This is a genomic window from Embleya sp. NPDC127516, from assembly GCF_044765325.1.
In the GTDB taxonomy this organism is placed as follows: Bacteria; Actinomycetota; Actinomycetes; order Streptomycetales; family Streptomycetaceae; genus Embleya.
In genome coordinates this window covers 19,399-36,380 of record NZ_JBIWJT010000049.1, presented here as the reverse complement: position 1 = coordinate 36,380, position 16,982 = coordinate 19,399, and the positions used below count along the sequence as shown (strand labels likewise).

Genomic DNA, 16,982 nt, shown 5'->3' with positions numbered 1-16,982 from the left:
GCCCGGCTCAACGGCCCGGTCAGGCGGGAAGGTTCGGGTGGCCGATGCCCTCGAACGGCTTGATCCGGACGATCGGTTCCCGGCCGCCGCGCTGCGGCACGGTCTGCACGGCGCCCCAGGGTCGGTCCGGGAGGGACACGGTGAAGGAATAGGTGTTCGCGCAGCCGGTGCAGTCGTACCGGTCCTGCCAGAGTTCGACATCGGTGTCGCTGCCGGGGATCCGGGCGGCATGCCGGTAGGTCGCGTGGCAACGGGTGCAGCGCTCGCCGGGAGCGCAGGTGCCGCCGCACGGACAGGGCAGGTCGAGGCTCTCGGCGGGCTCCCAGTAGCGGGTGGCCAGCGCCGCGGCGGTCCGGGCGTCGGGGGCCTTGGACCCGCGCGGGACGGTCATCCGCCGGGCGGCGACGACGTACGACTCGCCGGAGGCGGCCATCCGGCCTCGGATCACGCCCTTGCGGACTCGGTTGGTGGTCATGCTTCCTCCGGCGATTGCCCACGGATCGGGTGTCGGGTACGGCCGGCGGCGCGGGCGGGACCTCGGGACGTCGGACCCGCGTGGGCGGGGCCGCCGTACCTCACGATATCCGCCCTTCGCGGCGAGCCCGAATCCCGGCGGCGCGATCAGCCCGGACGCACCGCCCGGGGACCGGTCACCTCGGCGGCGAACGCGCGCACCCGCTCCCGCAGGCCGCGGTCGGCGGTCACCACGAGACAACGACGCGCGGGCGTTCTCGCGTGCTCGGCCGCGACGAACTCGACGATGCGGTCGTCACCGCTGCCCGAGGCCCGCACGACCCGCACACCGGGCACCTCCGCGACTTCGCGGGCCGCGCCCTCGACCACCAGGACCACGTCCAACGGCCCCCGCCGCGCCCACTCCGGCACGGAGCCGCCACCGGGCAACCCCGCCGCCGCCATCCCCACCAACGCGTCCCGCAACCGCTCGGTGGCCCCATGCCGATCCCGCCACCACCCATCCGGCACGGCCCCCACCACATTCGCCCCGTCCACCACCACCAACGCCACCGCAGCACCCATCCCCCCATCCTGCCCACCCTCACCCCCGAAACAGCCCCGACACGACAACAAGCGACAACGACGCAGCACGGCGACGGAACCACGAGACGCAGCAACGAGCCGAGAACGCGGTACGGGTCAGCGAGGCGCGGCGGCGGGACGAGGCGGGAACGCGGCACGGGCCGGGGCGGCGGGGCGGCCCGGGTCGGCGGGGCGGCGCAGGGCGCGGGACGGGACGGGGCGAGGCGCGGCGCGATGGGCGCGGAGCGCGGCGCGCTGGCGACGCGGCAGGGCGGCGCGACGGCGCAGCGGCGCGGGACGCGGCGCGATGGGCGCGAAGCGCGGCGCGCTGGCGACGCGGCAGGGCGGCGCGACGGCGCAGCGGCGCGGGACGGGGCGAGGCGGCGAGGGGCGCGGCGCGATGGGCGCGAAGCGCGGGACGGGGCAAGGCGGGGCGGGGCGGGAGGCGTCTCGGCGTGGTGGCGGGCGTGCGGCGGAGGTCGCTTTCCCGCCTGTGGTTCCCGTCGGCGCATCAGGGCGCACATGCGGCGAGGTGCGGCTGCAAGCAAAGTTGGCCAAACTCACGTCCTCTGCCCGCCGGGCACCCCCTCATCCCGTCCGGCGTTTGAGGACAAAACCGCAACAGGCCCACCGGCCCAACCGGGTCCGCACGACCAAGGCCCGCCACCGGCAGCCAAGGCCGCACAACCATCCGTCCCGTCCGAACCGCCCAGCCCGTCCGGCGTTTGAGGACAGAGCCGCAACAGGCCCACCGATCCCACGGGTCCGCACGACCGAGGCCCGCCACCGTACGCCGCGGCCGGCGCAAAAGGGCCGAACCGCCCCAGCCCGTCCGGCGTTTGAGGACGGCACGGGTGTCGGGGGCCACCGAGGGCCCGGACGAAGGGACCCACGCCCCAGGTATGGAACGGCACCCGGCCACCGCGGGGGGCGGTGGTCGGGTGCCGGATCAGGGGACGAGGTGACGCGCAGGGGAGCCCGGAGTGTCCGGGTGCGCGTCGCCGGATCGGGTCAGGAGGCCGCGGCGGAGAACGCCACGAGGCCGTTGCGCCAGAGCTGGTTCACCCGCGCGCGTTCCGCGGAGTTCGGGTTGGCGTTGGTGCAGGACGTGCCGGGGCCGCCGCCGGACATCAGTTCGCTGCACGGACCCGAGTAGTGGTCCGGCAGGCCGAGCACGTGTCCGGTCTCGTGGGCGGTGACCCGGGTCGAGTTGTACTGCTGGTTCTGCCGGTAGTCGAGGAAGATGTAGCCGTTGCCGTGGCCGTCGGTGCTCGCGTACGAACCTCGCGAGTCGTTGCCCTCGTAGTACCGGAAGTCGGGGTTGCTGCCCTCTTGGAGGCGGACGTTGGTGACCGAGCTGTTCCAGATCTGCGTGGAGCGGGCGATCTGGGTGCGGAAGCTGGGGGCGTTCGCGGTGCTGTACACGACCGTGACCGCCGCCGCCGAGTTCGGCGCCGCGGCACGCTTGGCCGCCACGGACTTCATCACCGCGTCGAGGAAGGCCTGGTTCTGCGCCTGGTCCTCCTGGGCGGAGGTGTAGTGCGCGGAGGCGCGGAGGGGGGCCGCGACTCCGTCGGTGCCGGCCGCCGCGGCGGGCGCGGAGATCAGTCCGGCGGCGAGGCCGAGGCCGAGCATGGCGGTAACGATGGTCTTACGGGGATTCCGGGGACGCACTGGGGACATGGGGGGCTCCTTGGGTGCCGAAGACCTGTTCGGTGCGCAACGAGTCTCACGGGAGCCCGGTCCGGCCCGGATGATGACAATCGGCGATAGCACGGTCGTATCACCAGCCGTTCCCGCACCGTCACCGCGCATTCACGCATCGTGTTACGCAAGATTCACGCTTCCCCCGCCCATCCCGCGCGCACAGGTGTCTGGTACGACCTCGGTGGTGCGTCCTATCCTCCGCATCATGGAGCTCGAGGTGAGGCACCTCCGCGCACTGTGTGCCATCGGCGACACCGGCAGCCTGCACGCCGCGGCCCGGTTGCTCGGCATGACCCAGCCGTCCCTGACCGCACAGCTCAGACGAATCGAAAACGCTCTGGGCGCACCGTTGTTCGTCCGCGACCGGACCGGCAGCCGACCCACTCCACTGGGGCTCACGATGCTGCATCGGGCCCGACCCATCATGGCCGAGATGAGCGCGCTGGTCATCGACACCCAGGCCGAGGCGGTCCGAACCGCCGGTCCACACCTGCGGATCGGCGGCACCGCGAACCGGGTGATCGCCGACTGGTTGCGCCGGTTGCGACTGCGACTGCCCACCACGGACACCTATTTGCGGGTGGACGTGTCCGCGAGCACGCTGCTCGGGATGGTCGCCGCCGGCCAGCTCGACGTCGCGTTCGTGCACGAGGTCGAGGGCTTCCCGCTGCGCGTGCCGGACGGTGTGCGACGCCGCGTTCTGGTCGAGCGGGAACCGCAGTTCATCGCGATGTCCCCGGACCATCCGGCCGCCGCCGAGTCCGAGGTCAAGCTCGCCGAACTGGCCGACGACCAGTGGATGGTGGACCCGAGTGTGGACGGCGAATGGGAGGGCCTGCGCGAGGTGTTGACCGACGCGGGCATCAACCCCCGGATCCTGCACGGTGACTACCTCACGGCGGCGTCCCTGGTCGCGATCGGCGAAGTGGTCACCCCGTGCCAGCCCACGTCGCGGCCCCGACCGGACATGGCGGTGCGACCGCTGGCCGGCGATCCGCTCGCGGTGCGGCTGTTCCTGGCCTTCCGCACCGAGAACGGTCCCGCCCCGGCCCTGATCGACACCGTCTATCACGAGCTGGAGGCCGCCTACCGCGAGGCCGCGTGGCTCGCGGTGGCCTATCGACAACGGCTGCTGCGCGAGGACAGCCCGATCCTGCGCTACGACGCGTAGGACCGGTCGCCGCACCGCGGGCGGAGCCCGGCTCGGAGGCGCTCCCACGGCCGGCACACGGCCACTCGCGCCGGTGCCGATCCGGGTTCGCCGCGGCGTGGGTGAAATGATGGCCCGAACTACCGGTTCGACCACACTGTGAGCCGGTGCGTCCGGACCGTGAACAGTGAGGAACCCCCATGACGACCCCCGACGCCGGCACTTCCGCCTTGGTCCCGGCCTCCGTGCGCGCGGACGCCGGCGCCACCCTCGCGCGGGAGGCCGCGCGCTTCGCCGGGCTCGGCTGGATGCGCGGCACCTCCGGGAACCTGTCCGTGGTGCTCTCGCGCGACCCGCTGCGGCTCGCGGTCACCGCTTCGGGCCTGGACAAGGGCGAGTTGACGCCGGAGGACCTGGTCGTGGTGGACGCGGCAGGCGTACCGGTCCCGGAGGAGGCGAGCACGCCGCCGCGTCGGCCGTCCGCCGAGGCCGGGCTGCACGCCCGGGTGGTCGCGTTGACCGGCGCGAACGCGGTCTTCCACGTGCACGCCGTGTCCGCCGTGCGCGCGGGTCGGCGCTGGCCGGCCGGGATCGAGTTGCGCGACCTGGAGATGCTCAAGGGCATCGGCCGCTCCGCGCACGACGAGACGGTCACCATCCCGGTGATCGCCAACAGCCAGGACATGACCGAACTCGGCGACCGGCTCGAGGCCGCGCTGATCCCGGGTGTGCCGGCCGTCGTGGTCGCCTCGCACGGGATGTACGTCTGGGGCGCGGACCCGATCCAGGCCCGGCACCACGTCGAGATCGTCGAATGGCTCCTCGACTACCGCATCGCCGAGGGCTGAGCCCGACCCGCGACACCCACAGACCGGTAGGCCCACAGGCCCACACGACGAAAAGCGCGCGGGGCCGGGACCACGATCCGCTCGTGGCCCCGCCCGCGTGCCGCGGCTCAGTACTCGCGTACGCCCGTCTCGTTGACGATCGCGCTGATCAGTCGAGCCGGAGTGACGTCGAAGGCCGGGTTGAACGCACGCGAGCCGGCCGGGGCGACCCGGACGCCGGCCACCTCCAGCACCTCGGACTCGGGGCGCTCCTCGATGGTGATCTCGTCGCCGTGCGCGGTCGCGTCGTCGAACGTGGTCAGCGGCGCCGCGACCACGAACGGGATGCCCGCGTCGGCGCAGGCCAGCGCGACGCCGACCGAGCCGATCTTGTTCGCGGTGTCGCCATTGGCGGCGATCCGGTCCGCGCCGATCACCGCGACGTCCGCCAGGCCGCGCAGGATGGTGCTCGCTGCCGCGCCGTCCGGTTGGACCAGGTGCGCGATGCCCTCCTGGTCCAACTCCCAGGCGGTCAACCGCGATCCCTGGAGCAGCGGGCGCGTCTCGTCGACATAGACCAGCTCCAGGACGCCGCGCGCGTGCAGTTCGCGGATGATCCCCAGCGCGGTCCCCCATCCGGCGGTGGCCAGCGAGCCGGTGTTGCAGTGGGTCAGTACGCGCAACGGCCGCCGCTCGACCCGGGACAGGATCCAGTCCGCGCCGTGCCGGCCGATCGCGTGGTTGGCCTCGACGTCCTCGCGGACCACCGCCTCGGCCTCGGCGAGCACCGCGTCCACGCCCTTGGCCGCGAACGGCAACACCCGGTCCACGCCGCCGGCCAGGTTGACCGCGGTGGGCCGGGCGTCCCGGATCCGGGCGATCTCGGCGACCAGTCGGTCCGCGTCCCAGCCCTCGCGCTCGGCCTGCCGCATGGCCACCGCGACGCCGAACGCGCCGGCCGCGCCCAGTGCCGGCGCGCCGCGCACCGCGAGCCGGCGGATCGCGTCGATCAGCGCGTCCACATCGGTGATGTCCAGGTGCACGATCCGCTGCGGCAACGCGGTCTGGTCGAGCAGGCGCAGGCCGGTGCCGTGCCAGGCGAGCGAGCGTATCTCGGAGGCCATCAGGGGTCCTTTCCGGGCGGGTGATCGAGCGCCGGGCGCGGGCGGCGGCCACGCGGGCGGGCGAGGGCACCGGCCCGCCGGCGCGCCGCGCGTGGGAGCGAGCGCGTGCCTCGGCACTACGGATGCTACGTGGCGGGCCGGCTCGGCCCCGACTCCCGCCCGGCATCCGGGACGACCGCGTGTCGATCCGGTCACCCAATGTTCACATCGTGGACAATCTGTCCACATTCTGAACAAGAGCGAGAAGTGCCTGGTGAGGGTGCTAACCTCCCCCGAAACCAGTCGGATGTGATGATCACATCGAGACCCGGACTGGTGCGATCGGAAGGGAGCAGGCTGTGGCCGAAACGCGGCGTCATGACGTACGTATCGAGTGCCGCGGCCGCTCCATGGCGTGGGACCGTCCGCCGCTTCCGCTCGACAAGCGCGGTGTACGCGGCGTCTGTGTCCGCCGCACCGGCCGCTGTTGTCGGCGCCTGTACTGATCGATCGCCCGCCGATCGATCGCCCGAACGCCGATCGAGACACGCGAACCCGTCGCCACCCCGAAGCCGCGGCGCCGTCCGGCGCCGAGCCCGCGGGACCGCGAGGTTCCCGTCCCCGAACCGCCGATTCCGCACCGCCCCGCCGGGGTCGACACTCCTCCCAAGGACGCTCATGTACCGCATCACCTCCCGCCACCGCCTGACCGTGGCCGCCGTCGTCGTCGGCACCGCGCTGGCCGCCACCGCGTGCAACGCCTCCGCCGACAAGGACAAGTCCCCGGCCGCCGGCGGCACGGGCGGCGACTCGGCGAAGAACATCGTGTTGGTGACGCCCGAACCGATCGGCGTCAACGACTTCCTCAAGCTCGCCGCCACCGGCGCGCAGAACGCGGCCCGCAAGGCCGGCGGCAGCGCGACCGTGCTGGAGAGCAAGGACACCAGCGCGATCCAGCAGAACGTCGAGGCCGCGGTCCGCCAGAAGCCCGCCGTCGTGGTCGCCGTCGGCTTCGAGTTCGCCGACGTGCTGGCCCAGCAGGCCGAGGCCAACCCGAAGCAGCAGTTCCTGTTCGTCGACTCGTGCACCACCAAGCCGTACCCGAACATCACCTGCGCGACCTTCCGCGAGCACGAGGGCACCTTCCTCGCGGGCGCCGAGGCGGGCCTGTTGACCAAGAGCGGCAAGGTCGGCGCGGTGGTCGCGCTGGACAGCCCGCAGATCCGTCGCTTCTCCGACCCGTTCGGCGCGGGCGCCAAGCAGACCAACCCGGCGAGCGCCTTCACCCAGTTGTTCGTCGGCGGCCAGAAGCCGTTCAACGACCCGGCCCGGGCCAGCGAGCAGACCGCGTCGCTCAAGGCCAAGGACGTCGACCAGATCATGGGCGCCGCCTCCGCCGCGGGCAACCTGGGCGTGTTCAACGCGGCCAAGGCGGCCGGCGTCCAGGCGTACGGCGTCGACGTCAACCAGTGCTCCGCGGCGCCGGGCACGGTCGTGGACAACGTGATCAAGCACACCGACATCGCGGTCGCCCAGGGCGTCGAGCAGATCGTCGGCGGCAAGCCCGGCGGCGTCACCTCGTACGGCCTCAAGGAGGGCGGCATCACGCTCACCGGCATGGAGCCCGGCCTGGAGACCTCGCAGTGCCTGATCGCCCAGCACCCGGACGTGCTCAAGACCGTGCTGGGCCTGCGTGACCAGATCGTCGCGGGCACGATCACCGTGGCCGACCCGGCCGCCGCCAAGTAGTCGCCGAGCAGTCGCGGACTGCCCGCGGTTCGCCGGTGTCGGGTCCACCGACCCGACACCGGCGACCACCCCGCCCGGCCTCGCCCCCTTCCCCCCGGAGATTCGCCCGATGAACGATCAGCACGCCGCCGCCCCCGGTGCCATCGCCGAGGTCGAGATGCGCGGCATCGTCCGGCGTTTTCCGGGCGTGCTGGCCAACGACCGGGTCGACCTGCGGGTCGAGCGCGGCGAGATCCACGCGGTCATGGGCGAGAACGGCGCGGGCAAGTCGACCCTGATGTCGATCCTGTACGGCCTGCAACGACCGGACGCCGGCCACATCCTGTTGCGCGGCACCGAGCACTCGTTCGGCTCGCCCGTGCAGGCCATCGCGGCCGGACTGGGCATGGTCCACCAGGGCTTCAAGCTGTTCCCCTCGCTGACCGTCACGGAGAACGTGGTCTACGGCAGCGAGCCCACCCGGCGCGCCCTGGTCGACCGCGCCGCGGCGCGCGCCCGGGTCGCCGCGCTGGTCGAGACGCACGGCCTGCACGTCCCACCGGACGCGCGCGTCGCGGACCTGCCGGTCGGCGTCCAGCAGCGGGTGGAGATCCTCAAGCTGCTCTACCGCGACGCGCGGGTGCTGATCCTGGACGAACCCACCGCCGTGCTGACCCCGGCCGAGGCGGACCGGCTGCTCGAGGTGATCCGCGGACTGGCCCGCTCCGGGCGCACCATCCTGCTGGTCACCCACAAGCTGGGCGAGGTGATGGCGGTCAGCGACCGGGTCACCGTGCTGCGCGACGGCCGGGTCACCGCCCGGCTCGCCACCGCCGAGACCACCCCGGCCGAGATCGCGCTGGCGATGACCGGCCGCCGGATCGACCTGGACCGCACCCACCCGGCGGGCGCCCCCGCCGCCGAGGTGCTCGACGTACAGGGCCTGACCGTCTCCGCCGGCCGCGGCGCCAAGCCGCTGGTCGAGGACGTGTCGCTGACCGTGCGCGCGGGCGAGATCGTCGGCGTCGCGGGCGTGGCCGGCAACGGACAGAGCGAACTGGTCGAGGCACTGGCCGGGTTGCGCCCGAGCAGCGCGGGCCGGGTGCTCGTGGCCGGCCACGACGTCAAGGACTCCTCGGTGCAACACCGGCGCCGAGCGGGCCTGGCCTACGTACCCGAGGACCGGGCCACGGTCGGCGCCGCGCGCGACGCCTCGCTGGCCGACAACCTCGCGATGGGCTTCCACCGCAGCCCGCCGCTGGCCGGCCGCGGCGGCTTCCTGCGGCGCACGGCGATCCGCGAGCACGCCGCGCGCGTGATCGAGCGCTTCGGGGTCAAGGCCGCGTCCTCCGCCGTCACCATCGGCACGCTGTCCGGCGGCAACCAGCAAAAGGCCATCCTCGGCCGGGAGATCACCCACGACGCGCCGCTGCTCCTGGTCGAGCAGCCCACCCGCGGCGTGGACATCGGCTCGATCGAGAACATCCACGCGCGGTTGATCGAGTATCGCGACGCCGGTCACGGCATCCTGCTGGTCTCCGCCGAATTGAGCGAGATCCTCGCGCTCTCGGATCGCATCCTGGTCATGTACGAGGGCCGGATCGTCGCCGAACTGCCGCGTGCCGAGGCCGACGTGCACACGATCGGCATGGCCATGGCCGGCGGCGCCACCACCCGCGCCACCGCCGACGCCGCGACGCACGCCGATGTCGACAGCGACGCCGACGGCGACGCCGACGGCCGGCAGGCCACCGCACCGACCACCGCCCACCAGGCCTGACGGGTTATCAGATATGACTGCCAGCAAGGCCGGTACGGCCACCGAGCACCCATCCGGTCCACTCGCGCACCTGGCGCTGCGCGTGCGTGGCGTGGTGTTCTCCCCGGTCACCGTGTCCATCGTGGCCGCGCTGATCCTGGGCGCGATCATCCTGGCCGGCACCGGCGCCGACCCGCTGACCGCGTACGGCTCGGTGCTCACCGGGGCGTTCGGCTCCGAGGGAATCGGCGACACGCTCGGCGAGTGCATCCCCATCGTCGGCATGGCGCTGGCGCTGGCCATCCCGCTGCGCGCGGGCCTGGTCAATCTCGGCGGCGACGGCCAACTCGTGCTGGGTGGCCTGGCCGCCGCCTCGGTCGGCCTGTACTCGCCCTTCCCCGACGTGATCACCGTGATCCTGGCGCTGCTCGCGGGCGTGCTCGCGGGCGGTCTGTGGGCCGCGCTCGCCGCCGTCCTGGAGACCAGGTGCGGCGTGCCGCTGCTGGTCTCCAGCCTGCTGCTGAGCTACCCGGCGATGTCGTTCGTGTCCTACATGGTGCGCTTCCCGCTGCTCCAGAAGGGCTCCGGCATCCCGCAGACCGACCGGCTGCCGGAGGGCGTCAAGCTGCCCGAGTTCGCCGCCGGGTCCGGCGCGGGCACCGGGGTCAGCGTCGGCATCGTGCTGATCGTGCTGGCCGCGGTGGTCTACTTCGTGGTCGACCACCGCACCGCCGCCGGCTACGAGGTGCGGATGACCGGCCTGGGCGCGCGCTTCGCCGGCTACGCCGGGGTGGACCGGTCCCGGCTGACCCTGCGGCTGATGTTCGCCTCCGGGTCGCTGGCCGGGCTGGTCGGCGCGATCGCCGTGCTCGGCTTCCCGTACCGCCTGGTCGACGGCGCGCTGATCACCCCGGGCTACACCTGGACCGGCCTGCTCGCCGCGCTGCTCGCCGCCGCGTCCCCGCTGGGCACGGTGGCCGCCGGCTTCTTCTTCGCCGCGCTGACCATCGGCGGCTTCGGCATGGAGCAGGAGACCGCGGTGCCGCAGCAGCTCACCGCCGTGCTCCAGGCCGTGGTGATCCTGTTCCTCGCGGTGCGCGGCGGCGTCTTCCGCAAGGGCGGTTGGTTGCGCCGGCTCGGCCGAGGACCCGAGGCCGAGGCCCATCCACCACCACCCGATGCCAAGACCGGCCTGGTCGACACCGGCGTACTCGAGACCGGCGTCGCCGGGCCGCTCGCTCCCGCGCGCGGCGACGGAGGTAACTGACCATGTCCTTCGACGCGGAACTGATCTTCTCCGCACTGCGCGCGCTCACCCCGATCCTGTTCGCCGCCCTCGGCGGCGCGCTGTGCGAGCGCGCCGGCGTGTTCAACGTGTCCCTGGAAGGCACCATGCTGATCGGCTGCTTCGCGGCCGTCACCGGTAGCTGGTTCGGCGGCAGCGTGTGGGTCGGCGTGATCTCGGCGGTGCTTGCCGCGATGGTCTTCTCGCTGCTGCTCGCGATCGGCGCGGTCACCCTGGGCGCGGACGCGGTCGTGTTGTGCATCGCGCTGAACCTGCTCGCCGTCGGCCTGACCGGGTTCCTGCTGCGCACGATCTTCGGCAAGCAGGGCACCTTCGGCGACCCCGACCTCAAGGGCCTGCAACCGGTGGACATCCCCGGACTGGAGTCGGTGCCCTTCCTGGGCCGCGCGCTGTCCGGCCACTCGCCCCTGGTGTACCTGTCCTGGGTCGCGGTCGTGGTGATCGCCGTACTGCTGTCCCGACACCCGTGGGGCGTACGGCTGCGCGGCGTCGGCGAGGCGCCGGAGGCCGCCCAGTCGCTGGGCGTCAGCGTCGCGCGCTACCGCTACGCGGCGATCCTGACCTCGGGCGCGTTGTGCGGACTCGCCGGCGCGCAGCTCGCGCTGGGCAACGTGACCCTGTTCTCCGAGAACATGACCGCCGGCCGCGGCTGGATCGCGGTGGTCGCGGTGATGCTCGGTCGTGCGCTCCCGGTCGGCGTGCTGCTCGCCGGCATCCTGTTCGGCCTGGTCGAGGCGGTCGGTTTCCGGCTCCAGGGCGAGGGCATGCCGCAGCAGGCCGCCGACGCCGCGCCGTACGTGATGACGCTGGTCGCGCTGTTCCTGGCCACCCGCTCGCGCGCCAGGCGCGGCACCGCACCGCCCGGCCGGCTCACCGGCCGCATCCCCCGTCCCCGCCGCCTCGCCCGCACCACCTCGGAGCCGTCCACATGAGCAGCACCACTCGTCCGGCCGTACTGCCGATCACCAAGATCCCCAGCAGCGGCCTGCCCGCCCACGCGCTGGTCGTCGGCGACCCCGCCCGCGCCGCACTGGTCGCCGAGCGACTGGACGACGCGCGACAGATCGGCGCCAACCGCGAGTACGTCAGCTACGCGGGCAGCTGGCGCGGCGTACCGGTCGTGGTGTCCTCGCACGGCGTGGGCGGTCCCGGCGCGGTGTGCCTGTTCGGCGAGCTGGCCGAGGCCGGCGTACGCACCTTCATCCGGCTCGGCACGGCGGGCGCGATGGCGCGCGGTGTGGGCGACGGCGACCTGGTGGTGGCCACCGGCGCGGTCCGCGACGACGGCGTGACCCAGCAGTTGGTGCCGGCCGAGTTCCCGGCCTTCTCCACCCCCGAGGTGGTGCTCGCGCTGCACGGTGCGGCCCGCGAGCACGGCGCGCCGCACCACCGAGGCGTCGTGTGGACCCGGGCGGCGTTCATGCCGGGGGTGCTCGAACTGCCGATGAAGCCGTACCAGGCGGCCGGCGTGCTGGCCATCGAGATGGAACTGTCCGCGCTGCTCGTGTTCGCCGCGCTGGGCGGGCACCGGGCCGGCGGCGTGCTGGTCGTGGACGGCATCGCGGCCGACGACCTGGTCGACGAGTCCGGCAGCTCGACCTACGATCCGCACCGCCGGGTGGTCGCCGAGGGCGTCGAGCGCGGCGTCGTGGTGGCGCTGGACGCGCTGTACCGACTGGCCCTGGACGAGGCGGGCGAGGCGGCGGACCGGGCGTGAGCGACCTGCTCGTCACCGGCGGCGCGGTGCTCACCGCCGACGCCGCCGACACGTACATACCCGACGGCGCGGTGGCGATCGAGGGCGGCCGGATCTTCGCGGTGGGCACCGCGGGCGAGCTGGGCGCCCGGTATCGCGCCGCGCCGACCCTGGACGCGCGCGGCTGTCTGGTGTTGCCCGGGATGGTCAACGCGCACGCGCACTCGGCGATGACCCTGTTCCGGGGCCGGGCCGACGACGTCGACCTCCAGGTGTTCCTGGAGCGGTTGGTGGCCGCCGAGAGCGCGGTGCTGACCGCCGAGGTGGTGCGGGTCGCGGTCCGGCTGGCGCTGGCCGAGTCGATCCGGGCGGGGGTGACCACCGCGATGGACATGTACTGGTTCCCCGAGGCGGGGCTCGCGGCCGCGGCCGAGGCGGGCTTTCGGCTGGTCACCGGGCCGACGTTCATGGACGTGCCCGGACCGCCGGACGGTCTCGACTTCGCCGCGCGCCTGCGGCTCGCGCCCGCGTTGCTGGGCCGCTCGACCACCCGCTGCGTGACCCCGCACAGCGCGTACACGCTGGCCCCGGAGCAGTTGCTCGCGGTGGCCGAACTGGCCCGGGAGCACGACGCGCTGCTGCACATCCACGCCGCCGAGAACGCGGTCGAGGTGGCGAACGTGCGCGCCCGGTACGGCCGCCGCCCGGTGGAGCTCCTGCACGACCTCGGGCTGCTCCGCCCGGGCACCCTGCTGGCGCACGCGGTCTGCCTCACCGGCGAGGAGATCGCGCTGATCGCGGCGTCCGGCGCGGGCGTCGCGCACTGCCCGGTGTCCAATCTCAAGCTCGCCTCCGGGGTGGCCCCGCTGCCCGAACTGCTGGCCGCCGGCGTGCCGGTGGGCCTGGGCACCGACGGCGCGGTCAGCGCCAACGCGCTCGACCTGTTCGGCCCGATCCGCGCCGCCGCGACGCTGCACCGGGTCACCCCCGGCGCGGCGCCCGACCCGACCCTGATCGGGGCGCGCGCCTCGGTGCGGATGGCCACCGTCGACGGCGCGCGGGCGATCGGGATCGGCGCGCTGACCGGGTCGATCGAGGTCGGCAAGGCGGCCGACCTGGTCGTCCTGGACCTGAACCGGCCGCACCTGACGCCCCGACACGACCCGTGGTCGATGCTCGCCTACGCGGCCGGGCCCGCCGACGTACGGGACACCGTGATCGACGGCCGGATCGTCATGCGCGATCGTCGACTGCTTACGATCGACGAGGGCGCGGCGATCGAGGAGCTGAACGCGCTCGCCGCCACGCTGCCGAACCCGTCCGGTCGACCGAATCGGGATCCCGAGATGAACGACACCACACCGACGCGAGCATCGGAGGTCGCGCCATGAGTTCCACCACGCGCGGCTTCGTCGGCCGGCACACCGCCGCCGAACGCGACCCCAGGCTGCCACCGGGTCAGTACGACGCGCGCCACGACTTCCCCGTGCTCTCCGCCGAGGTCACCCCCGAACTGGCGCCGGCCGACTGGTCGTTCCGGATCGACGGACTGGTCGAGCGGCCGCGCGCGTGGAGTTGGGAGCAGGCCCGCGCGCTGCCCCGCGAGAGCTACGACGGGCCGATCCACTGCGTCACGTCCTGGTCCAAGCTGAGCACCGACTTCACCGGCGTCTCGCTGGACACGTTCCTGGCCGAGGCCGACCCCCTGGCCACGGCCACCCACGCGGTGGCCTACTCGCACACGGGCTACACCACCAACCTCACGCTCGCCGACCTGACCGGCGGCCGGGCCTGGATCGCGTTCGACTTCGAGGGCGCCCCGCTGACCCCGGCACACGGCGGGCCGGCCCGGCTGCTGGTGCCGCACCTGTACTTCTGGAAGAGCGTCAAGTGGATCGCGGGCCTGCGTCTGCTCGACCACGACGAGCCGGGCTTCTGGGAGGTCAACGGCTATCACCACCGCGGCGACCCGTGGGCGGAGGAAAGGTACTCGGGTGACTGAGGCGACCGCGGTGACCGAGGCGGGCGGGGCGAACGGGCCCGGCGCGCCGCCGATTCCGGCCTTCGCCGCGCCCGGTCGGGCCGCGCCGAGTCTGCGCGGGAAGGTGGACTGGCAGGCCGCGAGGGTGGTCGAGGTGCGCCGCGAGACCCCCAACGCGGTCACCGTACGACTCGCGCTGCCGGTGTGGAACGCGCATGTCGCGGGCCAGCACTACATGTTGCGGCTCACCGCCGCCGACGGGTACACCGCGCAGCGGCACTACTCGGTCGGCTCGGCGCCGGACGACGCCGGGCACATCGAGTTCACCGTCGACCGCATGCCGGGCGGTGAGGTGTCCGGCTTCGTGCACGATGTGGCCCGGCCCGGGGACCTGCTGGAGGTACGCGGCCCGCTCGGCGGATTCTTCGCGTGGGCGGGCGATCGACCGGCGCTGCTCGTGGCCGGCGGTTCCGGCCTGGTCCCGCTGATGGCCATGGTCCGCCACCGCCGGCGGCGCGGGCTCGCCGTGCCACTGCGCCTGGTGGCCTGTGCGCGCACCCCGGAAGACCTTTTGTACGCACGCGAGTTGGCCGCGCTGCCGGGCGAGGAGCACACCGTGCTGTACAGTCGCGCGGCACCGAGCGGGTATCCGCATCCGGTGGGCCGGCTGCGCGCGGAGACGCTCGCGCCGCACGTGGCGGCGGTGCTCGCGGACGAGCGCTACGAGGTGTTCGTGTGCGGCTCGACCGGCTTCGCCGAGCACGCGGGCCGGTTGCTCACCTCGGCGGGGGTGCCGACCACTCGCATTCGGGTTGAGCGCTTCGGCTGAGCGCGGCCGGTGGTACGAACCGCCGTACCACCGGCCGCGTTCGGCTATCGGGCGCGTTGGCCACCGGGCGCGATTCGTCGCCGGCTCACGCGCGTGCGGGCTCAGATCTCGCGCAGGATCGGGCGGTCGCCGGTCAGATCCAGGCGCGCGAACGTCGCCGTCTCCGGGTGGTCGCCGACGCCTCGGTCGTAGTACGGCTCGTCCGCGTCGGGACGGCGTACGCCGATCGTCCACCAGCCCGCCTCGCGCGCCGCGTCCAGTTCCTCGACCAGGTCGGACAGGAAGACCAGCCGCTCCGGTCGCGGCTCGCCGATCATCTCCGCGATCGTGTTGTACGACTCGGCCACCCGCTTGGGGCCCGCGTTCTCGGTGTCGAAGTGACCGGAGAACAGCGGCAACAACGAACCCTCCGGCGAACTGCCGAACCACGCGCGCTGCGCGGCGACCGAGCCGGACGAGAAGATGTACAGCCGGTGCCCCGCCGCGTGCCACGCGCGCAGCGCCGGGATGGCGTCCGGGTAGAAGTGCGAGGTCAGTTCGCCGGACGCGAAGCCCTCGGCCCAGATCAGGCCCTGGAGGGACTTGAGCGGGGTGACCTTCTCGTCCCGGTCCAGCCAGCCTTCGAGCGCTTCGACGATGCGCTTGGTGTTTGCCTCCGGCTCGCCGATCAGCGCCCGCACGCCCTCGGCCGCGCGCACGACGTCCGGGTGGTCGCCGTGTTCGTCGAGCCAACGCGCGAAGTGCGTGCGGGAGTACGGGTAGAGCTGCTCGGTGATGAAGCCGGTGGCGCTGGTGGTGCCCTCGATGTCGACGACGACCTTCAGCGGGGCGGTGGTGGTGCCGTCGCTCACGCCGCGTACCCCGCCCAGATCTCGTCGAAGTCCGGGAAGCGGGAGGAGATCGGGTCGCCGGTGAAGTCGCCGATCCAGCCGTCCTCGTCGTGGAAGAACCGGATCGCGGCGACCGAGGGCTCGACGCCCATGTCGAACCAGTGGGTGATGCCCTTGGGCACCGAGAGCAGGTCGCCCGCCTCGCACAGCACGGCGTGCACCCGACCGGCGATGTGCAGGTAGAAGATGCCCGCGCCCTCGACGAAGAAGCGCACCTCGTCGTCGTCGTGCGTGTGCTCGGTGAGGAACTTGGCACGCGCCCCGGCGGCCTTGGCCGGCCACTCCGGGTCGTCCGAGGGCTGGAGGCGGATCACGTCGACCTGGATGTAGCCCTCGGCGGCGGTGATCCGGTCCACCTCGGTCCGGTACGCCGCGATCACCTCGTCCTGGGTCGCGCCGTCGGGCAACGCGACATCGGCCGTCCAGCGCTCGAAGCGCACGCCGATCGGCTCCAGGGCACGCGCGATCTCGGCCGGGTCAGAGGTACGCAGAATCGGCGCGGCGGCGTCGGTCTCGGGCCAGACGGTCAGCAAGGACATGGCGTCCCTCCTTGGCTACTGAATCGGGGCGGACTCCCCGAGCGATCGGTCCTCGTTCGCGACCGGTCGCGGAGGCGATCGTGGACCGATCCCAAAACTACCGTCTCGACCGGTTCCGACCGAGAGCGCGGTCACCCTCCGAGACGGCGCCGCCGGCCCGAGCCGCCGTCACGTCCGAATAACGAACGCGATCGGTCGCCGACCGCGACGAACACGCCCGCCACCTCGGGTATCCGACAAGTCGGACACCAGTCGTTATCGATCCGTGACAATCGACATCGGAGGCCACAGGGCGATCACGAAACGGGCATTCGGGTTTGCCCGGACGCTTTGTCGCCCCCTTCCGGATCGGCCTAGGGTCGCCACTTCGCACCACCGGGTCCCGACAGCTTCCGAGCGCCGACTCCCGACCGTTTTGGGGCATTCGCG

General features: G+C 73.1%; 16 protein-coding genes. 10 read left to right on the top strand and 6 right to left on the bottom strand.

What is annotated here, in order from left to right; genetic code table 11:
• Window positions 1-19 precede the first annotated feature (19 nt).
• The 3 genes from ACIRL2_RS47930 to snpA all read right to left on the bottom strand — a co-directional run bounded on the left by ACIRL2_RS47930 (window position 20) and on the right by snpA (window position 2,721).
• Complete coding sequence (locus ACIRL2_RS47930) at window positions 20-475, bottom strand: hypothetical protein (protein ID WP_402241553.1); 456 nt, start codon at window positions 473-475, stop codon at window positions 20-22.
• A 146-nt stretch (window positions 476-621) separates the two neighbouring features.
• The gene (locus ACIRL2_RS47925; protein WP_395873837.1) at window positions 622-1,038 is read right to left on the bottom strand and encodes an NTP pyrophosphohydrolase; all 417 of its coding nucleotides are present in this window, start codon (window positions 1,036-1,038) and stop codon (window positions 622-624) included.
• Between the two features lie 1,011 nt (window positions 1,039-2,049).
• The gene (gene snpA / locus ACIRL2_RS47920) at window positions 2,050-2,721 is read right to left on the bottom strand and encodes a snapalysin (RefSeq protein ID WP_402241550.1); all 672 of its coding nucleotides are present in this window, start codon (window positions 2,719-2,721) and stop codon (window positions 2,050-2,052) included.
• A gap of 229 nt (window positions 2,722-2,950) precedes the next feature.
• On the opposite strand from snpA, the gene ACIRL2_RS47915 reads away from it, so the two are divergent.
• Window positions 2,951-3,916 carry a LysR family transcriptional regulator gene (locus tag ACIRL2_RS47915; RefSeq protein ID WP_395873839.1) on the top strand — a complete coding sequence of 322 codons (966 nt, stop codon included), beginning with the start codon at window positions 2,951-2,953 and terminating at the stop codon, window positions 3,914-3,916.
• A gap of 179 nt (window positions 3,917-4,095) precedes the next feature.
• A complete protein-coding gene (gene mtnB, locus ACIRL2_RS47910) occupies window positions 4,096-4,743 on the top strand; it encodes a methylthioribulose 1-phosphate dehydratase (RefSeq protein WP_402241547.1) in 648 nt (215 codons plus the stop codon).
• A gap of 107 nt (window positions 4,744-4,850) precedes the next feature.
• Here mtnB and mtnA read toward each other — a convergent pair whose 3' ends face one another.
• Window positions 4,851-5,846, bottom strand: coding sequence for an S-methyl-5-thioribose-1-phosphate isomerase (gene mtnA, locus ACIRL2_RS47905; RefSeq protein ID WP_402241544.1), 996 nt, complete (start codon window positions 5,844-5,846; stop codon window positions 4,851-4,853).
• A 657-nt stretch (window positions 5,847-6,503) separates the two neighbouring features.
• Here mtnA and ACIRL2_RS47900 point away from each other — a divergent pair.
• The 8 genes from ACIRL2_RS47900 to ACIRL2_RS47865 all read left to right on the top strand — a co-directional run bounded on the left by ACIRL2_RS47900 (window position 6,504) and on the right by ACIRL2_RS47865 (window position 15,124).
• Window positions 6,504-7,574: a BMP family ABC transporter substrate-binding protein gene (locus tag ACIRL2_RS47900; protein WP_402241541.1), complete on the top strand. Its 1,071-nt coding sequence runs from the start codon at window positions 6,504-6,506 to the stop codon at window positions 7,572-7,574.
• Between the two features lie 109 nt (window positions 7,575-7,683).
• Complete coding sequence (locus tag ACIRL2_RS47895; protein WP_402241539.1) at window positions 7,684-9,333, top strand: ABC transporter ATP-binding protein; 1,650 nt, start codon at window positions 7,684-7,686, stop codon at window positions 9,331-9,333.
• A 13-nt stretch (window positions 9,334-9,346) separates the two neighbouring features.
• Entirely contained in the window at window positions 9,347-10,579 is a 1,233-nt protein-coding gene (locus ACIRL2_RS47890; RefSeq protein ID WP_395873844.1) for an ABC transporter permease, read from the top strand.
• A 2-nt stretch (window positions 10,580-10,581) separates the two neighbouring features.
• Complete coding sequence (locus tag ACIRL2_RS47885; protein WP_395873845.1) at window positions 10,582-11,550, top strand: ABC transporter permease; 969 nt, start codon at window positions 10,582-10,584, stop codon at window positions 11,548-11,550.
• The gene (locus tag ACIRL2_RS47880) at window positions 11,547-12,335 is read left to right on the top strand and encodes a nucleoside phosphorylase (RefSeq protein WP_402241535.1); all 789 of its coding nucleotides are present in this window, start codon (window positions 11,547-11,549) and stop codon (window positions 12,333-12,335) included. Before ACIRL2_RS47885 ends, ACIRL2_RS47880 begins: the two co-directional genes overlap by 4 nt.
• A complete protein-coding gene (locus ACIRL2_RS47875) occupies window positions 12,332-13,705 on the top strand; it encodes an amidohydrolase family protein (protein WP_402241532.1) in 1,374 nt (457 codons plus the stop codon). The genes ACIRL2_RS47880 and ACIRL2_RS47875 overlap by 4 nt, the downstream gene beginning before the upstream one ends.
• Entirely contained in the window at window positions 13,702-14,316 is a 615-nt protein-coding gene (locus ACIRL2_RS47870) for a sulfite oxidase-like oxidoreductase (RefSeq protein ID WP_395873849.1), read from the top strand. Before ACIRL2_RS47875 ends, ACIRL2_RS47870 begins: the two co-directional genes overlap by 4 nt.
• Entirely contained in the window at window positions 14,309-15,124 is an 816-nt protein-coding gene (locus tag ACIRL2_RS47865; RefSeq protein ID WP_395873850.1) for a ferredoxin reductase, read from the top strand. Before ACIRL2_RS47870 ends, ACIRL2_RS47865 begins: the two co-directional genes overlap by 8 nt.
• A gap of 101 nt (window positions 15,125-15,225) precedes the next feature.
• Here the strand turns inward: ACIRL2_RS47865 and mtnC are convergent, their stop codons facing one another.
• A complete protein-coding gene (mtnC, locus tag ACIRL2_RS47860; protein ID WP_395873851.1) occupies window positions 15,226-15,975 on the bottom strand; it encodes an acireductone synthase in 750 nt (249 codons plus the stop codon).
• The gene (locus tag ACIRL2_RS47855; RefSeq protein ID WP_395873852.1) at window positions 15,972-16,553 is read right to left on the bottom strand and encodes a 1,2-dihydroxy-3-keto-5-methylthiopentene dioxygenase; all 582 of its coding nucleotides are present in this window, start codon (window positions 16,551-16,553) and stop codon (window positions 15,972-15,974) included. Before ACIRL2_RS47855 ends, mtnC begins: the two co-directional genes overlap by 4 nt.
• Window positions 16,554-16,982: the final 429 nt, after the last annotated feature.

Coding starts and splice junctions, on each gene's coding strand:
- ACIRL2_RS47930 (WP_402241553.1), bottom strand. CDS start 475: ATGACCACCAACCGAGTCCGCAAGGGCGTGATCCGAGGCCGGATGGCC.
- ACIRL2_RS47925 (WP_395873837.1), bottom strand. CDS start 1,038: ATGGGTGCTGCGGTGGCGTTGGTGGTGGTGGACGGGGCGAATGTGGTG.
- snpA (WP_402241550.1), bottom strand. CDS start 2,721: ATGTCCCCAGTGCGTCCCCGGAATCCCCGTAAGACCATCGTTACCGCC.
- ACIRL2_RS47915 (WP_395873839.1), top strand. CDS start 2,951: ATGGAGCTCGAGGTGAGGCACCTCCGCGCACTGTGTGCCATCGGCGAC.
- mtnB (WP_402241547.1), top strand. CDS start 4,096: ATGACGACCCCCGACGCCGGCACTTCCGCCTTGGTCCCGGCCTCCGTG.
- mtnA (WP_402241544.1), bottom strand. CDS start 5,846: ATGGCCTCCGAGATACGCTCGCTCGCCTGGCACGGCACCGGCCTGCGC.
- ACIRL2_RS47900 (WP_402241541.1), top strand. CDS start 6,504: ATGTACCGCATCACCTCCCGCCACCGCCTGACCGTGGCCGCCGTCGTC.
- ACIRL2_RS47895 (WP_402241539.1), top strand. CDS start 7,684: ATGAACGATCAGCACGCCGCCGCCCCCGGTGCCATCGCCGAGGTCGAG.
- ACIRL2_RS47890 (WP_395873844.1), top strand. CDS start 9,347: ATGACTGCCAGCAAGGCCGGTACGGCCACCGAGCACCCATCCGGTCCA.
- ACIRL2_RS47885 (WP_395873845.1), top strand. CDS start 10,582: ATGTCCTTCGACGCGGAACTGATCTTCTCCGCACTGCGCGCGCTCACC.
- ACIRL2_RS47880 (WP_402241535.1), top strand. CDS start 11,547: ATGAGCAGCACCACTCGTCCGGCCGTACTGCCGATCACCAAGATCCCC.
- ACIRL2_RS47870 (WP_395873849.1), top strand. CDS start 13,702: ATGAGTTCCACCACGCGCGGCTTCGTCGGCCGGCACACCGCCGCCGAA.
- ACIRL2_RS47855 (WP_395873852.1), bottom strand. CDS start 16,553: ATGTCCTTGCTGACCGTCTGGCCCGAGACCGACGCCGCCGCGCCGATT.